Below are 15198 nucleotides of genomic sequence, written 5' to 3'. Positions count from 1 at the left end.
GTCCACGCGATCCACTCGTTCCCTGTGTTCCCTGCGGTCCGCGAGGACCGCCGGGTGGAGATGATCAGTATGTATGTCGCGGTCATCCCGTCGTGACGCCCTATTCGTACCCGAGGAGCCCGCTCGTGCACCGTTCCCCCACCGCCGAGGCCGAGATCGCCGACGAGCTGGCCGTCGTGCGACCCGGTCTGCTGGCGCGGTACGAGGCAGAACTGCCCGGTGCCCGGGCGGCCGTGCTGTCCCGGCTGTGGCGCGGTCTCACCCACGATCCGCTGCCCTGGGTCACGCGCGGCGAGCAGGGCCGGGACGGCCTGACCCTGTGCCTGTCCGACGGCCGGCGACTGCACGCCCCTCGGCCGGATCCGTACGCGACCGGCGCGTACGTCACCGTCGTCCGGCTCGGCGAGGCTGAGTACGTCGATCCGGCCCGGCTGGTGACGGACCTCGCCGTACCGCACTCGGCGTCCTTCGCCGCCGAAGTGGGGCACAGCGTCGCCTCGTTGGCGCTGTCGCGGGCGGCCCAGGAGGGACCGTGGCCGGACGAGTGGCCGGAGAGCGACTGGGCGTGGGAGCAGCGGATCGTCGACGGGCATCCGTTCCACCCGACCTGCCGGTCCCGGCCCGGCTTCTCGGTGGCCGAGCAGTTCGCCTACGGGCCCGAGCACCGGCCGGTGGTGGAGCTCGGGCTGGTGCCGGTGCGGGCGGAGGAGTGCCTGGTGACCGGCGGATGGCCGCGGGAACTACGGGACGGGGAGCGGGTGCTGCTGCCGGTGCACCCGTGGCAGGCGGCGCACGTGCTGAAGCGGGCGTGCGAGGAGCGGCTGACCGCGCATCCCCTGATGTCCCTGCGGACGCTCGCCCTGTCCGGTGGGCCGCATGTCAAGACCTCACTCAGCGCCCGGCTGACGTCGTCGGTGCGGGACATCTCGCTGCCCTCGGTCGCCGCGTCGGCCGTACTGTCGGACTTCGCCGAGGCACCGGCGGCGCGCTCGGACGGCCTGCTGCACGTGACCCGCACGCTGGGCGCGGCGGCGGCCGGCTCCCCCGACCTCGCGGCCGTCCTGCGGGAGTCGCCGCAGACGTACGCGTCGAGCGGCGAACGTGTCCTGCCGGTGGCGGCGCTCGCCACCACCGCGCTCCCCCGCTCTCCGGGCTGGCTGGCGGACTTCGCGCGGCTCGCCCTCACCGTCGGCCTGCGGCTGCTGGAGCTGGGCGTCGCTTTGGAGGCGCACGGCCAGAACCTCCTGGTGGTCCTCTCGCCCACGGGTGATCCGCTGCGGCTGGTCTACCGCGACCTGGCCGACATCCGGGTCAGCCCGGCCCGCCTCGCCCGGCACGGCATCACGGTGCCGGACCTGCCGGCCCGTATGGTCACGGACGACGAACGCGCGCTCCGGCGCAAGCTGTTCGGCTCCCTGGTGGCGGGAGCGCTGGCCGGTACGGCCGGGTCGGGGGCGGCACTCGCACAGGCGCTGGAGACGGCTGTCCGGGACCTGCCGCACACCCCGGACCTGGCGGCGCTGCGCGCCGACCCACTGCCCACGAAGGCGCTCACGCTGATGCGGCTCTCCCCGCGGACAGCCGGTGACCAGTGGGCGGAACTGCCCAATCCCCTTGCCTGAGCACCGTTTGGGCGCATCGGCGTCCCGGCCGCGGTGGACGGCGCGCTCGCGGAGCCGCCGGCGCCGGGGCACCGCGGCCCCGCCCGAGGAGGAGCGGGAGGACACGGCCGTGCCGGCCGGCTCGGAACCCGAGGGCGGATGGATGCCCGGCCGGCGGTCGGACCGGTGGGCGTGAACCGCGGTGGCGGCGCCCGGCCGCACCGGCGGGCCGACGGCCGCGGGCACGGACGGCACCCGGGCCGCGTCGGCGGTTGCCGGCGGCTGTGCGCTGACGCGCGGGCCGGGGCGTCCGGTCCCGAACAGGCCGCTGCCCGCACGCGGGTGGGAAGGCCGGTACCGGTATCGATCCGGCCCGGGTGCCTCCGGACGCCTGACGCCCCTTCAGAAGGCCCGCCTCGCACGGACCTTCCCTCATGCCTCGCGGAGCGCCTTCGCGAGCGGGCCCTCGCCGGTCACCTCGATCCGCCCGTCCCGCACCGCCTGCGCCAGGCTCAGCTCCCCCCGGCCGAGGGCCGTGCACGTGCCGGTGTCCAGGGTCAGCCGGGCGTCCGGCTCACCGGGAGCGGGCCCGTCGCCGTACACGGGACCGTCCTCGGCACCGGCGTACAGATGGAACAGTCCTTCCTCCAGGCGGACTTCGACGAGCCCTTCCCCGTCGAGCAGGCGCAGCAGCGGCAGCGCGAACCAGTGCGCCCGTACCGCGTCCGTGGGGCGCCGCTCCCCCAGCTCCGTCTGCCCCCAGGCCCCCAGCGCCTGGAGCACGGGCAGCAACTCCCGTCCGCGAGCGGTGGCTTCGTACACGTAGGCCGCGCCGGGCGGGGGCAGCCGGCGGCGGGTCGCGAGGCCGTCGCGCTCCATGTCCTTCAGCCGCGAGGCGAGTACGTCCGTGCTGACGCCGGGCAGGTCGGCGTGCAGGTCGGTGTAGCGGCGGGGACCGGCGAGGAGCTCCCGGACGATCAGCAGGGTCCAGCGGTCGCCGACGACGTCGAGTGCGCGGGCGACGGAACAGTACTGGTCGTAGCTTCGGCGAGGTGGCATGCGACGCAGTCTAGACAGATTGTTGGACTTTCCAAGCTGTCACTTGGTAAAACCAAGCAACACCAGATTCCGGAGGAGAAGCGCGCGCATGGAGTTCCGGCAGTCGAGCAAGCTGAGCGAGGTCTGTTACGAGATCCGCGGCCCGGTCATCGAGCACGCCAACGCGCTGGAGGAGGCGGGCCACAGTGTGCTGCGCCTGAACACCGGCAATCCCGCGCTCTTCGGGTTCGAGGCGCCGGAGGAGATCCTCCAGGACATGATCCGGATGCTGCCCCAGGCGCACGGCTACACCGACTCGCGCGGCATCCTCTCCGCCCGCCGGGCGGTCGCCCAGCGCTACCAGACACTGGGCCTGGAGGTCGGCGTCGACGACGTCTTCCTCGGCAACGGCGTGTCCGAGCTGGTCTCCATGGCCGTGCAGGCGCTGATCGAGGACGGCGACGAGATCCTGATCCCCGCCCCGGACTTCCCCCTCTGGACGGCGGTGACGACCCTCGCGGGCGGCAAGGCGGTCCACTACCTCTGCGACGAACAGGCCGACTGGTACCCGGACCTGGACGACATGGCGTCGAAGATCACCGACCGGACGAAGGCGGTCGTGATCATCAACCCCAACAACCCCACCGGGGCGGTCTACCCCAAGGAGATCGTCGAGGGCATTCTCGACCTGGCTCGGCGGCACGGCCTGATGGTGTTCGCCGACGAGATCTACGACCAGATCCTCTACGACGACGCCGTGCACCACTCGGCCGCCGCCCTCGCCCCCGACCTGGTGGTCCTCACCTTCTGCGGCCTGTCGAAGACGTACCGCGTGGCCGGGTTCCGCTCCGGCTGGATGGTGGTCACGGGCCCCAGGCAGCACGCCAAGGACTACCTGGAGGGCCTCACCATGCTGGCCTCCATGCGGCTGTGCGCCAACGCGCCCGCGCAGTACGCCATCCAGGCCGCGCTCGGCGGCCGGCAGTCCATCGGCGAGCTGACCGCTCCCGGCGGGCGGCTGCTGGAGCAGCGGGACGTGGCCTGGGAGAAGCTCAACGAGATCCCCGGCGTGACGTGCGTGAAGCCGAAGGGCGCGCTGTACGCCTTCCCGCGGCTCGACCCCAAGGTGCACAGGATCCACGACGACGAGCGGTTCGTGCTGGACCTGCTGCTGCGGGAGAAGATCCAGGTGGTCCAGGGCACGGGCTTCAACTGGCCGACCCCGGATCACTTCCGCATCCTGACCCTGCCGCACGCCGACGACCTCGAGGCGGCGATCGGGCGGATCGGGCGGTTCCTGGGCGGGTACCGCCAGTAGGCGCGGTAGTCAGCGGCCAGTCCTTGTCAGTGGCGGGTCGTTGTCAGTGGCGGGTCCTTGTCAGTGGCGGGTCGTAGCCTTCCAACAGGTGGGGCGAGTGCCCCAAGACCTGCCCCCGGGCTTGTCCCCCGGGCCTGCCCCCTGGCCGGAGAGGAGCGCGCCGTGACCCGACCGCCGACCGCCGCGCAGCGGCGGGTCATCGACGCCGCCGACCCGGTGACCGGGCGGCTGCGGGGTACGGAAGCCCAGCTCGCGTCACTGGTGAAGCGGGGGCTCGCCTTCCGGCATCCGAGGCCGCCGCACGACTGCTTCCTGACCCCGGAGGGCCACCGGGTGCGGCAGGGCGTCGCGGAGGTGTCTCAGCCCGCAGCCGAGGCCCCCGCCGGCGCCGGTGTCTTCGCGGCGCGCGTCGGCGGCGAGGAGCCGGTGCCGGGGGCCGGGCCCGCCCGGCGGCGGGAGGTGCACAGCGCCTGGCAGGGGCTGCTGGAGCTGCGCCGGATGACCAACCCGGACGGCGCCGTGGACCGGCCCTGCGGCTGGGAGCGCACCCACCTGGTGCAGGCCGCCGCGCTCGCGCTGGAGGCAGGCGGGCGTCCCCCGGCCGGACGGGACGACGGGGGTTACCGAGTGCGGGAGACCCCGCAGCCGGAGGCCGTCGCCGTGCACGAGCCGGACGCCGAGGCGCTGCGGGCCTGCGCGGCCACCCTGGAAGGGGCAGGCTGGCAAGTGAGCGAGCACCGCGAGCCGCGCACCGGGAACCGCTATCTCCTCGCCTCGCCGCGCCGAGCGTGATGAGCATGCCAAGATCGGTGGATCGTTGTGTACGTCACGAGAGTTTGGTGCGAGAGGGGAAACCCATGAGCGAGCCGTTTTCCGTCCCGGTGACCGTTCGCGGTTACGAGACCGACGTGCAGGGCCACCTCAACCAGAGCGTGTATCTGAACTACGCGGAACACGCCCGCTGGTCGTTACTGCGGGCCGCGGGGATCACCCAGGCCGCGCTCATCGGCAGCGGTGTGGGCCCGGTCGCCCTGGAGACGACCATCCAATACAAGCGGGAGCTGCTCGCGGGTGACGAGGTGGAGGTGACCTGCGCCTTCAGCTTCGGCGAGGGCAAGATCTTCCGCATCGAGCAGACCGTCCGCAAGGCCGACGGCACGGTGGCGGCCGAGATCACGGCGGTCGGCGGACTGATGGACCTGAAGGCCCGCAAGCTGGTCACGGACCCTCGGGAGTACTTCCGGAAGCTGGCGGCCGACCCGGGCCTCTTCGGGCTGTAGCCGCCGTCCGGCCCCGGGCGCCTGACGGAGGGGACCGTCTCCGGGTGTTCAGCCCCGCGCGGCGATCTCCGCCAGCCGCCGGGCCGCATCCCGCGTGGAGCGGGCGATGGCGTCCTCGTCGGCGGTGAGCAGCCGCCCGTGCTCGACGATCTGCCGACCGTTCACGAAGGAGGCGGTGACCGGTGCCGCCGCTCCGAAGACCAGGGCGGTCACCGGGTCGGCGATGGAGGCGTGGGCGAGCGTGTCCATCCGCCAGAGCACCAGGTCCGCGAGCTTGCCCGGCTCCAGTGAGCCCGTCTCGGCGGCCCGGCCGAGGACCTGAGCACCGCCGTACGTACCGAGCCGCAGCGCCTGCCGGGCGTTCAGCGCCCGCTCCTTGTGCGGGCCGAGGCGGTTGATGAGCAGGGCGTTGCGCAGTTCGGTGTGGAGTTCCCCGGACTCGTTGGAGGCGGTGCCGTCGACACCGAGGCCGACCGGGACGCCTGCCGCGAGCATGTCGGGGACGCGGGCGATTCCGGCGGCGAGGCGGGCGTTGGAGGACGGGCAGTGGGCGACGCCCGTCCGGGTCCGGGCGAAGGCGGCGATGTCGGAGTCGTTCATGTGGACGCAGTGCGCCATCCACACGTCCTCGCCGAGCCAGCCGGTGGACTCGAAGTAGTCGGTCGGGCCCATGCCGAACAGCTCGTGGCAGAACTTCTCCTCCTCCACGGTCTCCGAGCCGTGGGTGTGCAGGCGCACCCCGAGGCGGCGGGCCAGCTCGGCGCCCTGTCGCATCAGTTCGGTGGAGACGGAGAAGGGCGAACAAGGGGCGACCGCCACCTGGGTCATCGCGTCGAAGGAGGTGTCGTGGTGCTCTCCGACGGTCTGCTCCGTCGCGGCGAGGGCGGCGTCGAGGGTCTCGACGGCGAAGTCCGGGGGCAGGCCGCCGTCCTTCTCACCGCGGTCCATGGAGCCGCGGGCGAGGGTGAAGCGGACGCCCAGGTCGCGGGCGGCGCGGATGATGGTGCCTGCGAGGTCGCCGGCCCCCTTCGGGAAGACGTAGTGGTGGTCCATGGCGGTGGTGACGCCGCCGCGGGCCATCATCGCGAGCGAGCCCTGGGCCGCCGCGTGGACCATCGGCTCGTCGATGCGCGCCCAGGTCGGGTACAGCGCGACGAGCCAGTCGAAGAGGTTGTGGTCGGTGGCCAGGCCCCGGGTGATCCACTGGTAGAAGTGGTGGTGGGTGTTGATCAGGCCGGGGGTGACGAGGTGGCCGGTGGCGTCGATGCGGCGTACGACGTTCTCCAGGCCCTCGGGGGCCCCGCCCGCGCCGAGCGACTCGATGCGGTTGCCGGCGAGGACGACGTACCCGTTCTCGTACTCGGTGTCGTGCGAGTCGACCGTCGCGATCGAGCAGTTCTCGATGACGATGCGCTGGGCTGCTGCCATGGTGCGTCCTTCAGAGGTTGGTGAGGTCCGCCGGGATCTTCGCCTCGCAGCCGTCCCGTAGGACGGTGGCCTCGATCAGGCCGTAGGGGCGGTCGGCGGCGAGGTACACAGCACCGTCGGCGGTATCGTTCTTCAGGCCGAACGGCTCCAGGTCGACCAGGAAGTGGTGCTTGTTCGGGAGGGAGAAGCGGACCTCGTCGATCTCGGCGCGGTGGTCGATGATCCGCGCGCCCATCTCGTACAGGGTCTGCTGGAGCGACAGCGAGTACGTCTCCGCGAAGGCTGCCAGAAGGTGTCCCTTGACCTGTGCGTACGAATCGTCCCAGGCGGGCATCTGCTGCGCGTCCTCGGTCCAGTTGAAGCGCCAGCGGCCGGAGACCTCGGTGGCCAGGACGCGGTCGCGGGCCTCGGGAAGGGTCGTGTACTTGTCCTTGACGTATCCCCGGAACTCGGAGTCGGTCGAGTTCATGACGGTGAGGTCCTTGAGACCGGAGAGGACCTCCCACGAGGAGCCGTCGTAGGTGATCTGGGCGAGCCGGGTCTCCTGGCCCTTGCGGACGAAGGAGTGCGCGCCCTCGCCGGAGTGCTCGATCCGCTCCCAGGCGTACTCCTCGATGCGGATCCGGGCCCGGTGGATCGGCTCCTGGCTGGTGACGAAGTGCCGGGCGAGGTGGATGCCGAACTGCTCGGCGGACTCGATGCCGTACTCCTTGGCGAACGCGTACACCGTGTTCTTGGTGGTGTCCGTGGGGAGGACGTTGGCGTTCGAGCCGGAGTAGTGGACCTCGTCCATGTCGCCGCTCAGCGACACCGAGACGTTCAGGTCCTTGATGTGGTGGGTGGCGCCGTCCCGCGTGATCCTGACGACGCGGTTCTCGGCCTTGCCGTACTGGTTCTGTCCCAGGATCACCGGGCGGGCAGGGCGGGAATTGACGGTCATGCAGCTAGCTCCCTCGGTATACGGAGTAGCCGAACGGGTTGAGCAGCAGCGGCACGTGATAGTGCTCCCCGGGCTTCACGGCGAAGGTGACCGCCACTTCGGGGAAGAACACGGCACCGCTGTCCCGGTTCGCGGGGGCGTCCTGCTGCGCATCGGCTGCTTGCTTCTTCTCGAAGTACGGTTCGACGGCGAAGTCGAGCCGTACGTGGGTGGTCCCCTCCGGCAGGGCCGGGAGGTCCTTGCACCGCCCGTCCGCGTCGGTCGCGGAGCCGCCGAGTGCCTGCCAGTCCGCCGCACGTCCCGAGCGGACGGAGAGGTGGACGGCGACGGCCTCGGCGGGGCGGCCGACGCTGGTGTCCAGGATGTGCGTGGACACGGAGGCGGTGGTGCTGCTCATGGTCAGGTGTCCTCTTCGGTCTTCTTCGACGAGGCGGGCGAGCCGGATACGGTTGATCTTGCCCAGCTCGGTGCGGACGATCTCCCGCTCCCGCTCCGGTGTGTTGCCGATCCGTTCCCTGACCGCGTCGCGCATCTGCTCGGCGGTCCGGCCGGTGGCGCAGATCAGGAAGACATGGCCGAACTTCTCCTGATAGGCGAGGTTCAGTTCCAGCATCTCCGCCTTGAGCGCGTCGGAGGCGTCCGTCATGCCGCGCTGTTCCCGTGCCGAGGTGGGGTCGCCGGGCTTCGGGCGGCCGATGGGCGGGTGGCCGGCCATCGCCTCCGCGAGGTCCTCGGCCGTCAGCTCCGCCATGGCGGCGTCGCTCGCGGCGTACAGCTCCTCGGCGGTGGCACACGGGCGGGCCGCGAGCAGCCGCTCGACCCACGCCGTGGAAGCGCACGCCTCGTGGAGTGCGGTGAAGGCCGCGTGCTCCTCGAGGGCGTTGAACCGGGCCAGGCCCGGCGTGGAAGTGGGAGTCACGGCAGCCTCCGTGGCCGGTTCCGGCCTTCGTGCTGAACGGGCGTGCCGATAGCTAACGCCCTCCCACGACAGCGCGTCAACAGTTTGTTGAAAATTCCCGCCGCGGAAGACGAAGCCGGTCAGATCCCCTTCTCGCGGTTGAGGTAGTTGTAGACGGTGAAGCGGCTGACACCGAGGGCGCTCGCCACGGTCTCCACCCCGTGCCGCACGGAGAAGGCGCCGCGCGCCTCGAGCATCCGCACGACCTCCTGCTTGGCCTTGCGGTCCAGGTCGGCTAGCGGCACGCCCTTGCGGCGCTCCATGGCGGCCAGGATGTGATCGAGGGAGTCGGCGAGCTGGGGCAGGCGGACGGCGACGGCGTCGCGGCCCTCCCAGGAGAGGACGACATCGTCCGGGCCGGCCTCGTCCGGCGGGATCATCTCGCCGCCCATGGCATCGACCAGGGGCTTCACTGCGGCGATGAACGGCTCGTCGCCCGCACCGCTCACCGTTCGCCCTCCTCGATCACGTTGACCTGGAGCGAGATGCGCGTGGCGCCCGCCTCCAAGGTCCTGCGGAGCAGGGCGTCGACGGCGGTGAGCACGGTACCGGCACCGCCCTCCACGGTGTTGCCGAACGGGCCGACGTCCACGGCGTCCAGTTCGGCGGCCTCCACGACCTCGCGGGCCACCAGCGCGTGCGCGGGAGCCTCGTCGAGGTCGAAGGGCTCCGTGGTGAACTCCACCCTCAGTCGCATTCTGCCCCCAAATGCCATCGTGACCTGCGCCCGGATCACCCGCCGTGGAGCGCATCGGGGCGGCCCTGCGGACGCGCCGCTCCCGCCACGAGTCGACCCTAGCCGAGGACCCGCCCGGACACCTCCACAGACGGCGGGCTACGGCGGCGGCCCCCTTGACGAGCCTCACCGACCGGGCGACGATCTGCCGGTAAACAGAAACTAACTTTCACATTATGAAATGCCCCCTTGTGCCCACAGAGGCGGCGCCACCCGGAACCAGCCTTGGAGACATCCGGAATGCGGATCCGTCCCGGCCGGAGCAGCCTGAAGGCATGGCACATCCGACCGAGCATCCGCATGTCGTGGTCCACGCCCCGGCCCTGGACGGTTCCCGCCGGGTCACCCTGGACGACGAGCCGTTGGGCGTCGCCACACACACCGATGACGTCGCCGAGATCCTGCGGCTGGCCGACCTGTACGTCACCGATGTCGCGGAGAGCGACATCGTCGAGTGGCAGGGCGGCGGCCCGGACGACTGGCCGGGGCTGTCGGAGCATCACGGAGCGTGAATCCGTCCACGGCACCGGTCGTACTCCCCGTACGGAACCCTCAAATCAACCTCTGAACCCGGCCCCGGGGGGCTTCAACCACCCCCGGGGCCGGGCACATCCCCGGCACACGGGGCCCGTCGGCACGGGGGCGGCGGGCCTCGGCACGGGGGTGAAGCCATGAGCGACGGAACGGTGGGCCGGCTGGAGCCGCACGAGATCGCACTGCTGGGGGAAGGCCCGCGGGCCGCCGTCACCGTCGCCGTGGTCGATCTGCACCTGCGGGGCCTGGCGGAGGCCGGCCGGCCGGGGACGGTCCGGGCGGTCATCGCGGACGCCATGAGCGCGGAACGGCCCCCGCCCCCGCTGGCGCAGGCGGTGTACGACGCCCTCCACGAGCCCGCTGATCTCCGGACGTTGGTGAAGGACCCTGGCGTCCTGGTCGCGCTGGCCGACATGCGTGTTCCGCTCGCGGGGGCGGGCCTGCTGCGCTACCCGCTGCTCGGCGCGACACGCGGCGCCCGCCGTCAGGTGCGAGCCCTGCGGCAGCGCCATCCGCTGCCCACGAGCAGACTCGGCCTGACGGACCAGGAGCGGCTGCTCGCCATCGCGCTGCACGGCGAGGCGGCCCTGAAGCGGATGGTGCCGCGCTTCGCTCTGCGGGCGGGGCTGGTCCCGCGGGCCGAAGTGGGCGGCAGGCGCCTCCTCAAGCACTCGCCGCGCAGCATGTACGGCGGCGGTGGGAGTCGCCTCTACTGGGGCTGGGACTGGGGCTGGGGCGGGGACGAGAGTGGGGGCGGAGGTGGGGGTGGGGGCGGAGGCGGCGGGGACTGACCCGGCCCTCGGCACGCTTGGGCCGCCCACGCTCCGGAGGACCCCGGAACGCGTATGGGGCGGCCCGTTCATCTCGCTTGAGGATCTCAACTGCCGTGCCCGGCAGAGGCCATTCGGGCCATCGAGTACTCCCGCTCCGGCTGTCGGAAATCGCACTCCCCTCGGCAAGCGCCGGACAGGCGGGGGTTCGTGGGCGCACGATGGAAGCGCTGACCCGACGTGACGCCGTCCTGGAGTGACCATGGCCGAGAGCGTGCCGGTGCGCTGCCCGGCCTGCCTGCGCGAGCACCGCTACGCGGCCCCGGCGTACCCGTGTGTGTGCGGCGCCCCGGTCGCCCCGCGACTGGACCGGCACGGAGTGGCGGCGCCTGTCGCGCACCGGGTCTGGCAGGACGACTGGGTGACGGTGCGGTGCGAGGCATGCGGGCGGTGCGGGGAGTGGCCGCGTCCGGAGGTGGGGTGCTCCTGCGGGGTGCTGCTGCGGGTGCCGGTGGTGGACGCGACGGAACCTCCGGCACCCCTCACGCCGGAAACCGCCACCGAGCGGGGAACAGCCCCCGCCCGGCCTCCCTTCCACTCCGTCACGATCCGCACCGCCCTCGACGCCGTCACGGCCACCGCCCTGTACCTGCGCTGGCTCGGCTACCGGGGTGTCCGCCGGGCGGATCAGCGTCCGCCGTCCGGCATCGGACTCGCCGCCCGCGGCGTCGTCGCCCAGGTCGACCCGGCCGATCGTCCGGCGACCCTGCGGGACGTGGAGTGCCTGTGGCTGACGGCCATGACCGAGTCGGCGGACTGCCTCTATGTCTCCCTCGCCGGGTACGCCGACGACGCCCGGGCCCGCGCCGACGCCCTGGGCGTCCCCCTGTTCGTCCTCGACCTCACCGGCACACCGCGGCCCGTGAACGCCCCGGCCGACGCGCTGGAGCGCGGGCACTGACCGGGCCGCTCACGCGGAGACGGCCGCCAGACCCGAACCAGCACAGTGGAGAGCAGTACCCCGTGCTCATCGAGGAGTTCAGCAGGCCCCGCCACGGCTGACCCCGCGGGGCCTGTGGGCTACACCCCATACTCGCGGTATGCGCATTCGCCTCGCGGACCACGCCGAACTACCCGCCCTCCAGGACATAGAGCGTGCCGCCGGCGCGCCCTTCCGGGACCTCGGCATGCCCGAGATCGCCGACGACGAGCCTCCGGGACTCGACGTGCTGGAGCGCTACCGCGCGGCGGGCCGCTGCTGGGTCGCGGCGGACGAGCGGGACCTCCCGGTCGCGTACCTCGTCGCCGAGCCCGTGGACGGGGCCCTGCACATCGAGCAGGTCTCGGTCCATCCGCGCGCCGCGCGCCGTGGAGTGGGCCGGGCCCTCCTCGCGCATGCCGCCGACCGGGCCCGCGAGGAAGGCCTGACCGCCCTGACGCTGACCACGTTCACCGAAGTCCCGTGGAACGCCCCCTACTACGCCCGCCTCGGTTTCCTGCCCCTGTCCGAGCCGGACCTCACTCCCGGTTTGCGCGCGATCCGCACAACGGAAGCCGAACACGGACTGGACCGCTGGCCACGAGTCTGCATGCGCGTGCCGCTCTGACCGGCGTCGTCAGTCCGCGTGCGGCCTGCCCGGCTGCTGCCACCATGCGCGCCGTCGGCACGTCGGCGCCGGCACCGACAAGACCCGCGGGCCGGCGAGTCGAGATCTGAGAGACCTCGATCACCGGCCCGCGGGCCTCGTCCTGTGGCTGTGCCTATGCCGCTTCAACCACCTGGGTGTCCGTCGCGGTGTCCCCGGCGAAGTCCGTGTCCCCGCCGTAGGCCGCCGTGATGGTGAACGGACTGCCGGTCGTCGTGGTGTAGGGGTGGGTGGCCGTGGCCACTCCTCCCGACACCGTCGCCGCGGTCGTCCCCGCCGCCGCCGTCACCGTCACCGACTCACCCACCACCGACGGGTCAGGAGACGACGACACCGTGGCCGTCGTCGCCGCCTGGTTCACCGTCTGCGTGTCCGTAGCGGTGTCCCCGGCGAAGTCCCCGTCCCCGGCGTAGGTCGCCGTGATGGTGAACGGACTGCCCGTCGTGGTGGCGTACGGGTGCGTGACCGTGGCCACACCGCCCGACAAGGTGCCGTTGACCGTCGGCGAACCGTCACCGAAGTCGAACGTCACCGCCGCCGCCGTCACCGTCACCGACTCACCCACCACCGACGGGTCAGGAGACGACGACACCGTGGCCGTCGTCGCCGCCTGGTTCACCGTCTGCGTGTCCGACCCCGAGGAGCCGGCGAAGTTCGCGTCCCCTCCGTAGTTCGCGGTGATGGTGTACGGACTGCCGGCCGTGTCCGTGTAGATGTGCGTGGCCGTGGCCACTCCGCCTGCCACTGTCGCGGAGGTCGTCCCCGAGCCGTCGCCGAAGTCGACACCGTCGCCGTGACCGTCACCAGCTCGCCCACCACCGACGGATCGGGCGTGGAACTCACCGTGGTCGTCGTCGCGGCCTGGTTCACCGTCTGCGTGTCCGACCCGGAAGAGCCGGTGAAGTCGGTGTCCCCGCCGTACGAGACCGTGATGGTGTAGGGGCTCCCCACCGTGTCCGTGTAGGTGTGGGTGGCCGTCGCGGTGCCCCCGGAGAGGGTTCCGTTGACTGTCGGCGAGCCGTCACCGAAGTCGAAGACCACCGTCCCCGTCGGCGTACCCGCCCCCGGAGCCACCGGAGCCACCGTCGCCGTGACCGTCACCAGCTCGCCCACCACCGACGGATCTGCGTGTCGGTACCGGTGGAGGTGTTGAAGTCGCCGGTCCCGGTGTAGACGGCGGTGATGGTGTAGGGGCTGCCCGCCGTGGTGGCGTACGGGTGCGTGACCGTGGCCACGCCGCCCGACAGCGTGCCGTTGACCGTCGGCGAGCCGTCACCGAAGTCGAAGACCACCGTCCCCGTCGGCGTACCCACGCCCGGAGCGTCCGCAGCCACCGTCGCCGTGACCGTCACCGGCTCACCCACCACCGACGGATCGGGCGTGGAACTCACCGTGGTCGTGGTGTCCGCCGCGCCGACCGTGTGGGAGTCGGTGTCCGAGGAAGCTGCGAAGCTGGTGTCGCCTCCGTAGGTGGCGATGATGGTGAACGGGCTGCCGGTCGTCGTGGTGTAGCTGTGGGTTGCCGTGGCCGTGCCGCCCACGACGACTCCGGGGACCGGCGTGGAGCCGTCACCGAAGTCGAAGGTGACGGTCCCCGTCGGCGTCCCCGCACCCGGAGCGGTCGCCGTCACCGTGGCCGTGGCCGTGACCTGCTCACCGACCAGGGACGGGTCGGGCGACGACGTCACCACGGTCGTCGTGGCCGACTGGTTCACCGTGTGGGTGTCGGTGCCGACCGACGGGCCGAAGTTGCTGTTGCCGGTGTAGATGGCGGTGATGGTGTGCGGGCCGACCGTCATGGCGTCGGTGGTGACGGTGGCGGTGCCCCCGGCGACGGGAGCGCTGAGGACCGGTCCGCCGCTGATGACGAAGAACACCGTCCCGCCGGGTGTACCGGCTCCGGGTGCGGTCGGTGTCACCGTGGCGGTGATCGTCACCTGTTCGCCGAAGACCGAGGGGTCGGGAACCGACGTGAGCGTGGTGGTCGTCGCGGCCGCGTTCACCGTCTGCGTGTCGGTACCGGTGGAAGCGCTGAAGTCACCGTCCCCGGTGTAGGTGGCGGTCACGGTGTAGGGGCTGCCCACGGTGCTGGTGTAGGTGTGGGTGACCGTCGCCGTACCGCCGGCCAGCGTCACGGTCTGGGCGGGTGACCCGTCCCCGAAGGTCACGACCACGTTTCCGGTCGGTGTTCCCGCACCGGGTGCCTGGGCGGCCACTGCCACGGTGGCGGTGACCGGTTGGCCGACGACCGAGGGGTCGGGGCTGGTGGCGACCGTGGTGGTGGTTCCGGCCGCGTTCACCGTCTGGGTGTCGGTGCCGGTGGAGGAGGAGAAGTTGCTGTCCCCGCCGTAGGAGGCGGTGACCGTGAACGGGCTGCCGGTCGTCGTGGTGTAGGTGTGGGTGGCCGTCGCCGAGCCGCCCACCAGGGTGCCGGTGACCGTCGGCGAACCGTCACCGAAGTCGAACGTGACCGTCCCCGTCGGCGTACCCGCACCGGGAGCCACCGGAGCGACCGTCGCCGTGAACGTCACCGACTCACCCACCACCGACGGATCCGGTGACGAGGTCACGGTCGTGGTCGTCGACGCCGCGTTCACCGTCTGCGTCACCGACTCACCCACCACCGACGGATCCGGCGACGAGGTCACCGCCGTGGTCGTGGACGCCACGTTCACCGTCTGGGTGTCGGTGCCGGTGGAGGAAGAGAAGTCACCGTCACCGCCATAGGACGCCGTCACGGTGAACGGGCTGCCCGTCGTCGTGGTGTACGCGTGGGTGGCTGTCGCCGTGCCGCCCACCAGGGTGCCGGTGACCGTCGGCGAACCGTCACCGAAGTCGAACGTGACCGTGCCCGACGGCGTACCCGCCCCGGGAGCCACCGGAGCGACCGTCGCCGTGAACGTCACCGACTCACCCACCACCGACGGATCCGGTGACGAGGTCACGGTC

Annotated in this window: 18 protein-coding genes and 1 pseudogene; 9 read left to right on the top strand and 10 right to left on the bottom strand. The window is 71.9% G+C overall.

Annotated features, from left to right (window positions below; all coding sequences use genetic code 11):
- The first annotated feature begins 125 nt into the window (after positions 1 to 125).
- On the top strand, positions 126 to 1622 hold the full coding sequence (locus IE97_RS0119905; protein ID WP_030242157.1) for an IucA/IucC family protein: 1497 nt from the start codon (positions 126 to 128) through the stop codon (positions 1620 to 1622).
- 411 nt (positions 1623 to 2033) lie between these two features.
- Here IE97_RS0119905 and IE97_RS0119900 read toward each other — a convergent pair whose 3' ends face one another.
- Positions 2034 to 2660 carry a winged helix-turn-helix transcriptional regulator gene (locus tag IE97_RS0119900; protein WP_030242154.1) on the bottom strand — a complete coding sequence of 209 codons (627 nt, stop codon included), beginning with the start codon at positions 2658 to 2660 and terminating at the stop codon, positions 2034 to 2036.
- Between the two features lie 88 nt (positions 2661 to 2748).
- Here IE97_RS0119900 and IE97_RS0119895 point away from each other — a divergent pair, with 88 nt between their 5' ends.
- The 3 genes from IE97_RS0119895 to IE97_RS0119885 all read left to right on the top strand — a co-directional run bounded on the left by IE97_RS0119895 (position 2749) and on the right by IE97_RS0119885 (position 5237).
- Entirely contained in the window at positions 2749 to 3957 is a 1209-nt protein-coding gene (locus IE97_RS0119895) for a pyridoxal phosphate-dependent aminotransferase (protein ID WP_030242151.1), read from the top strand.
- A 162-nt stretch (positions 3958 to 4119) separates the two neighbouring features.
- Positions 4120 to 4749, top strand: a complete 630-nt coding sequence (locus tag IE97_RS0119890) for a hypothetical protein (protein WP_030242148.1) — start codon at positions 4120 to 4122, stop codon at positions 4747 to 4749.
- Between the two features lie 65 nt (positions 4750 to 4814).
- Positions 4815 to 5237 carry an acyl-CoA thioesterase gene (locus IE97_RS0119885; RefSeq protein ID WP_030242145.1) on the top strand — a complete coding sequence of 141 codons (423 nt, stop codon included), beginning with the start codon at positions 4815 to 4817 and terminating at the stop codon, positions 5235 to 5237.
- Positions 5238 to 5285: 48 nt separating this feature from the next.
- On the opposite strand, the gene IE97_RS0119880 is transcribed toward IE97_RS0119885, so the two are convergent.
- From IE97_RS0119880 to IE97_RS0119860, 5 genes are all read right to left on the bottom strand, one after another.
- Positions 5286 to 6665 carry an 8-oxoguanine deaminase gene (locus IE97_RS0119880; RefSeq protein ID WP_030242140.1) on the bottom strand — a complete coding sequence of 460 codons (1380 nt, stop codon included), beginning with the start codon at positions 6663 to 6665 and terminating at the stop codon, positions 5286 to 5288.
- A 10-nt stretch (positions 6666 to 6675) separates the two neighbouring features.
- Entirely contained in the window at positions 6676 to 7605 is a 930-nt protein-coding gene (pucL, locus tag IE97_RS0119875) for a factor-independent urate hydroxylase (RefSeq protein ID WP_030242138.1), read from the bottom strand.
- 4 nt (positions 7606 to 7609) lie between these two features.
- Positions 7610 to 8524: a 2-oxo-4-hydroxy-4-carboxy-5-ureidoimidazoline decarboxylase gene (gene uraD / locus IE97_RS40520; protein WP_078603309.1), complete on the bottom strand. Its 915-nt coding sequence runs from the start codon at positions 8522 to 8524 to the stop codon at positions 7610 to 7612.
- 119 nt (positions 8525 to 8643) lie between these two features.
- On the bottom strand, positions 8644 to 9012 hold the full coding sequence (locus IE97_RS0119865) for a helix-turn-helix domain-containing protein (protein WP_030242132.1): 369 nt from the start codon (positions 9010 to 9012) through the stop codon (positions 8644 to 8646).
- Positions 9009 to 9260 carry a hypothetical protein gene (locus IE97_RS0119860; RefSeq protein ID WP_030242127.1) on the bottom strand — a complete coding sequence of 84 codons (252 nt, stop codon included), beginning with the start codon at positions 9258 to 9260 and terminating at the stop codon, positions 9009 to 9011. Before IE97_RS0119860 ends, IE97_RS0119865 begins: the two co-directional genes overlap by 4 nt.
- Positions 9261 to 9574: 314 nt before the next feature.
- Here IE97_RS0119860 and IE97_RS0119855 point away from each other — a divergent pair, with 314 nt between their 5' ends.
- From IE97_RS0119855 to IE97_RS0119840, 4 genes are all read left to right on the top strand, one after another.
- Positions 9575 to 9811 carry a hypothetical protein gene (locus IE97_RS0119855; RefSeq protein ID WP_030242123.1) on the top strand — a complete coding sequence of 79 codons (237 nt, stop codon included), beginning with the start codon at positions 9575 to 9577 and terminating at the stop codon, positions 9809 to 9811.
- 159 nt (positions 9812 to 9970) lie between these two features.
- Positions 9971 to 10624, top strand: a complete 654-nt coding sequence (locus IE97_RS0119850; RefSeq protein WP_030242118.1) for a TIGR04222 domain-containing membrane protein — start codon at positions 9971 to 9973, stop codon at positions 10622 to 10624.
- A 241-nt stretch (positions 10625 to 10865) separates the two neighbouring features.
- Positions 10866 to 11564, top strand: a complete 699-nt coding sequence (locus IE97_RS0119845) for a hypothetical protein (protein WP_030242115.1) — start codon at positions 10866 to 10868, stop codon at positions 11562 to 11564.
- A gap of 139 nt (positions 11565 to 11703) precedes the next feature.
- Positions 11704 to 12210, top strand: a complete 507-nt coding sequence (locus tag IE97_RS0119840; RefSeq protein ID WP_030242109.1) for a GNAT family N-acetyltransferase — start codon at positions 11704 to 11706, stop codon at positions 12208 to 12210.
- Between the two features lie 154 nt (positions 12211 to 12364).
- Here the strand turns inward: IE97_RS0119840 and IE97_RS42165 are convergent, their stop codons facing one another.
- From IE97_RS42165 to IE97_RS0119825, 3 genes are read right to left on the bottom strand one after another with little or no spacing between them, the layout of a single operon-like run.
- The gene (locus tag IE97_RS42165) at positions 12365 to 12982 is read right to left on the bottom strand and encodes a hypothetical protein (RefSeq protein ID WP_030242106.1); all 618 of its coding nucleotides are present in this window, start codon (positions 12980 to 12982) and stop codon (positions 12365 to 12367) included.
- Positions 12865 to 13323 (bottom strand): hypothetical protein, encoded by a 459-nt coding sequence (locus tag IE97_RS43805; protein WP_420706116.1) that lies wholly within the window; start codon positions 13321 to 13323, stop codon positions 12865 to 12867. The genes IE97_RS42165 and IE97_RS43805 overlap by 118 nt, the downstream gene beginning before the upstream one ends.
- Positions 13324 to 13346: 23 nt before the next feature.
- Positions 13347 to 14780, bottom strand: coding sequence for an Ig-like domain-containing protein (locus IE97_RS0119825; RefSeq protein ID WP_234331839.1), 1434 nt, complete (start codon positions 14778 to 14780; stop codon positions 13347 to 13349).
- Between IE97_RS0119825 and IE97_RS43080 the strand changes: the two genes are divergently transcribed.
- The gene (locus IE97_RS43080) at positions 14770 to 14976 is read left to right on the top strand and encodes a hypothetical protein (protein WP_234331842.1); all 207 of its coding nucleotides are present in this window, start codon (positions 14770 to 14772) and stop codon (positions 14974 to 14976) included. The genes IE97_RS0119825 and IE97_RS43080 overlap by 11 nt on opposite strands.
- 2 nt (positions 14977 to 14978) lie before the next feature.
- On the opposite strand, the pseudogene IE97_RS43075 reads toward IE97_RS43080, so the two are convergent.
- A pseudogene (locus tag IE97_RS43075) lies at positions 14979 to 15155 on the bottom strand (Ig-like domain repeat protein); the annotation flags it as partial.
- Between the last annotated feature and the right edge of the window lie 43 nt (positions 15156 to 15198).

This window comes from Streptomyces sp. NRRL S-455 (genome assembly GCF_000717875.1).
Lineage (GTDB): Bacteria > Actinomycetota > Actinomycetes > Streptomycetales > Streptomycetaceae > Streptomyces.
This window is presented reverse-complemented; position numbering and strand designations above follow the sequence as displayed.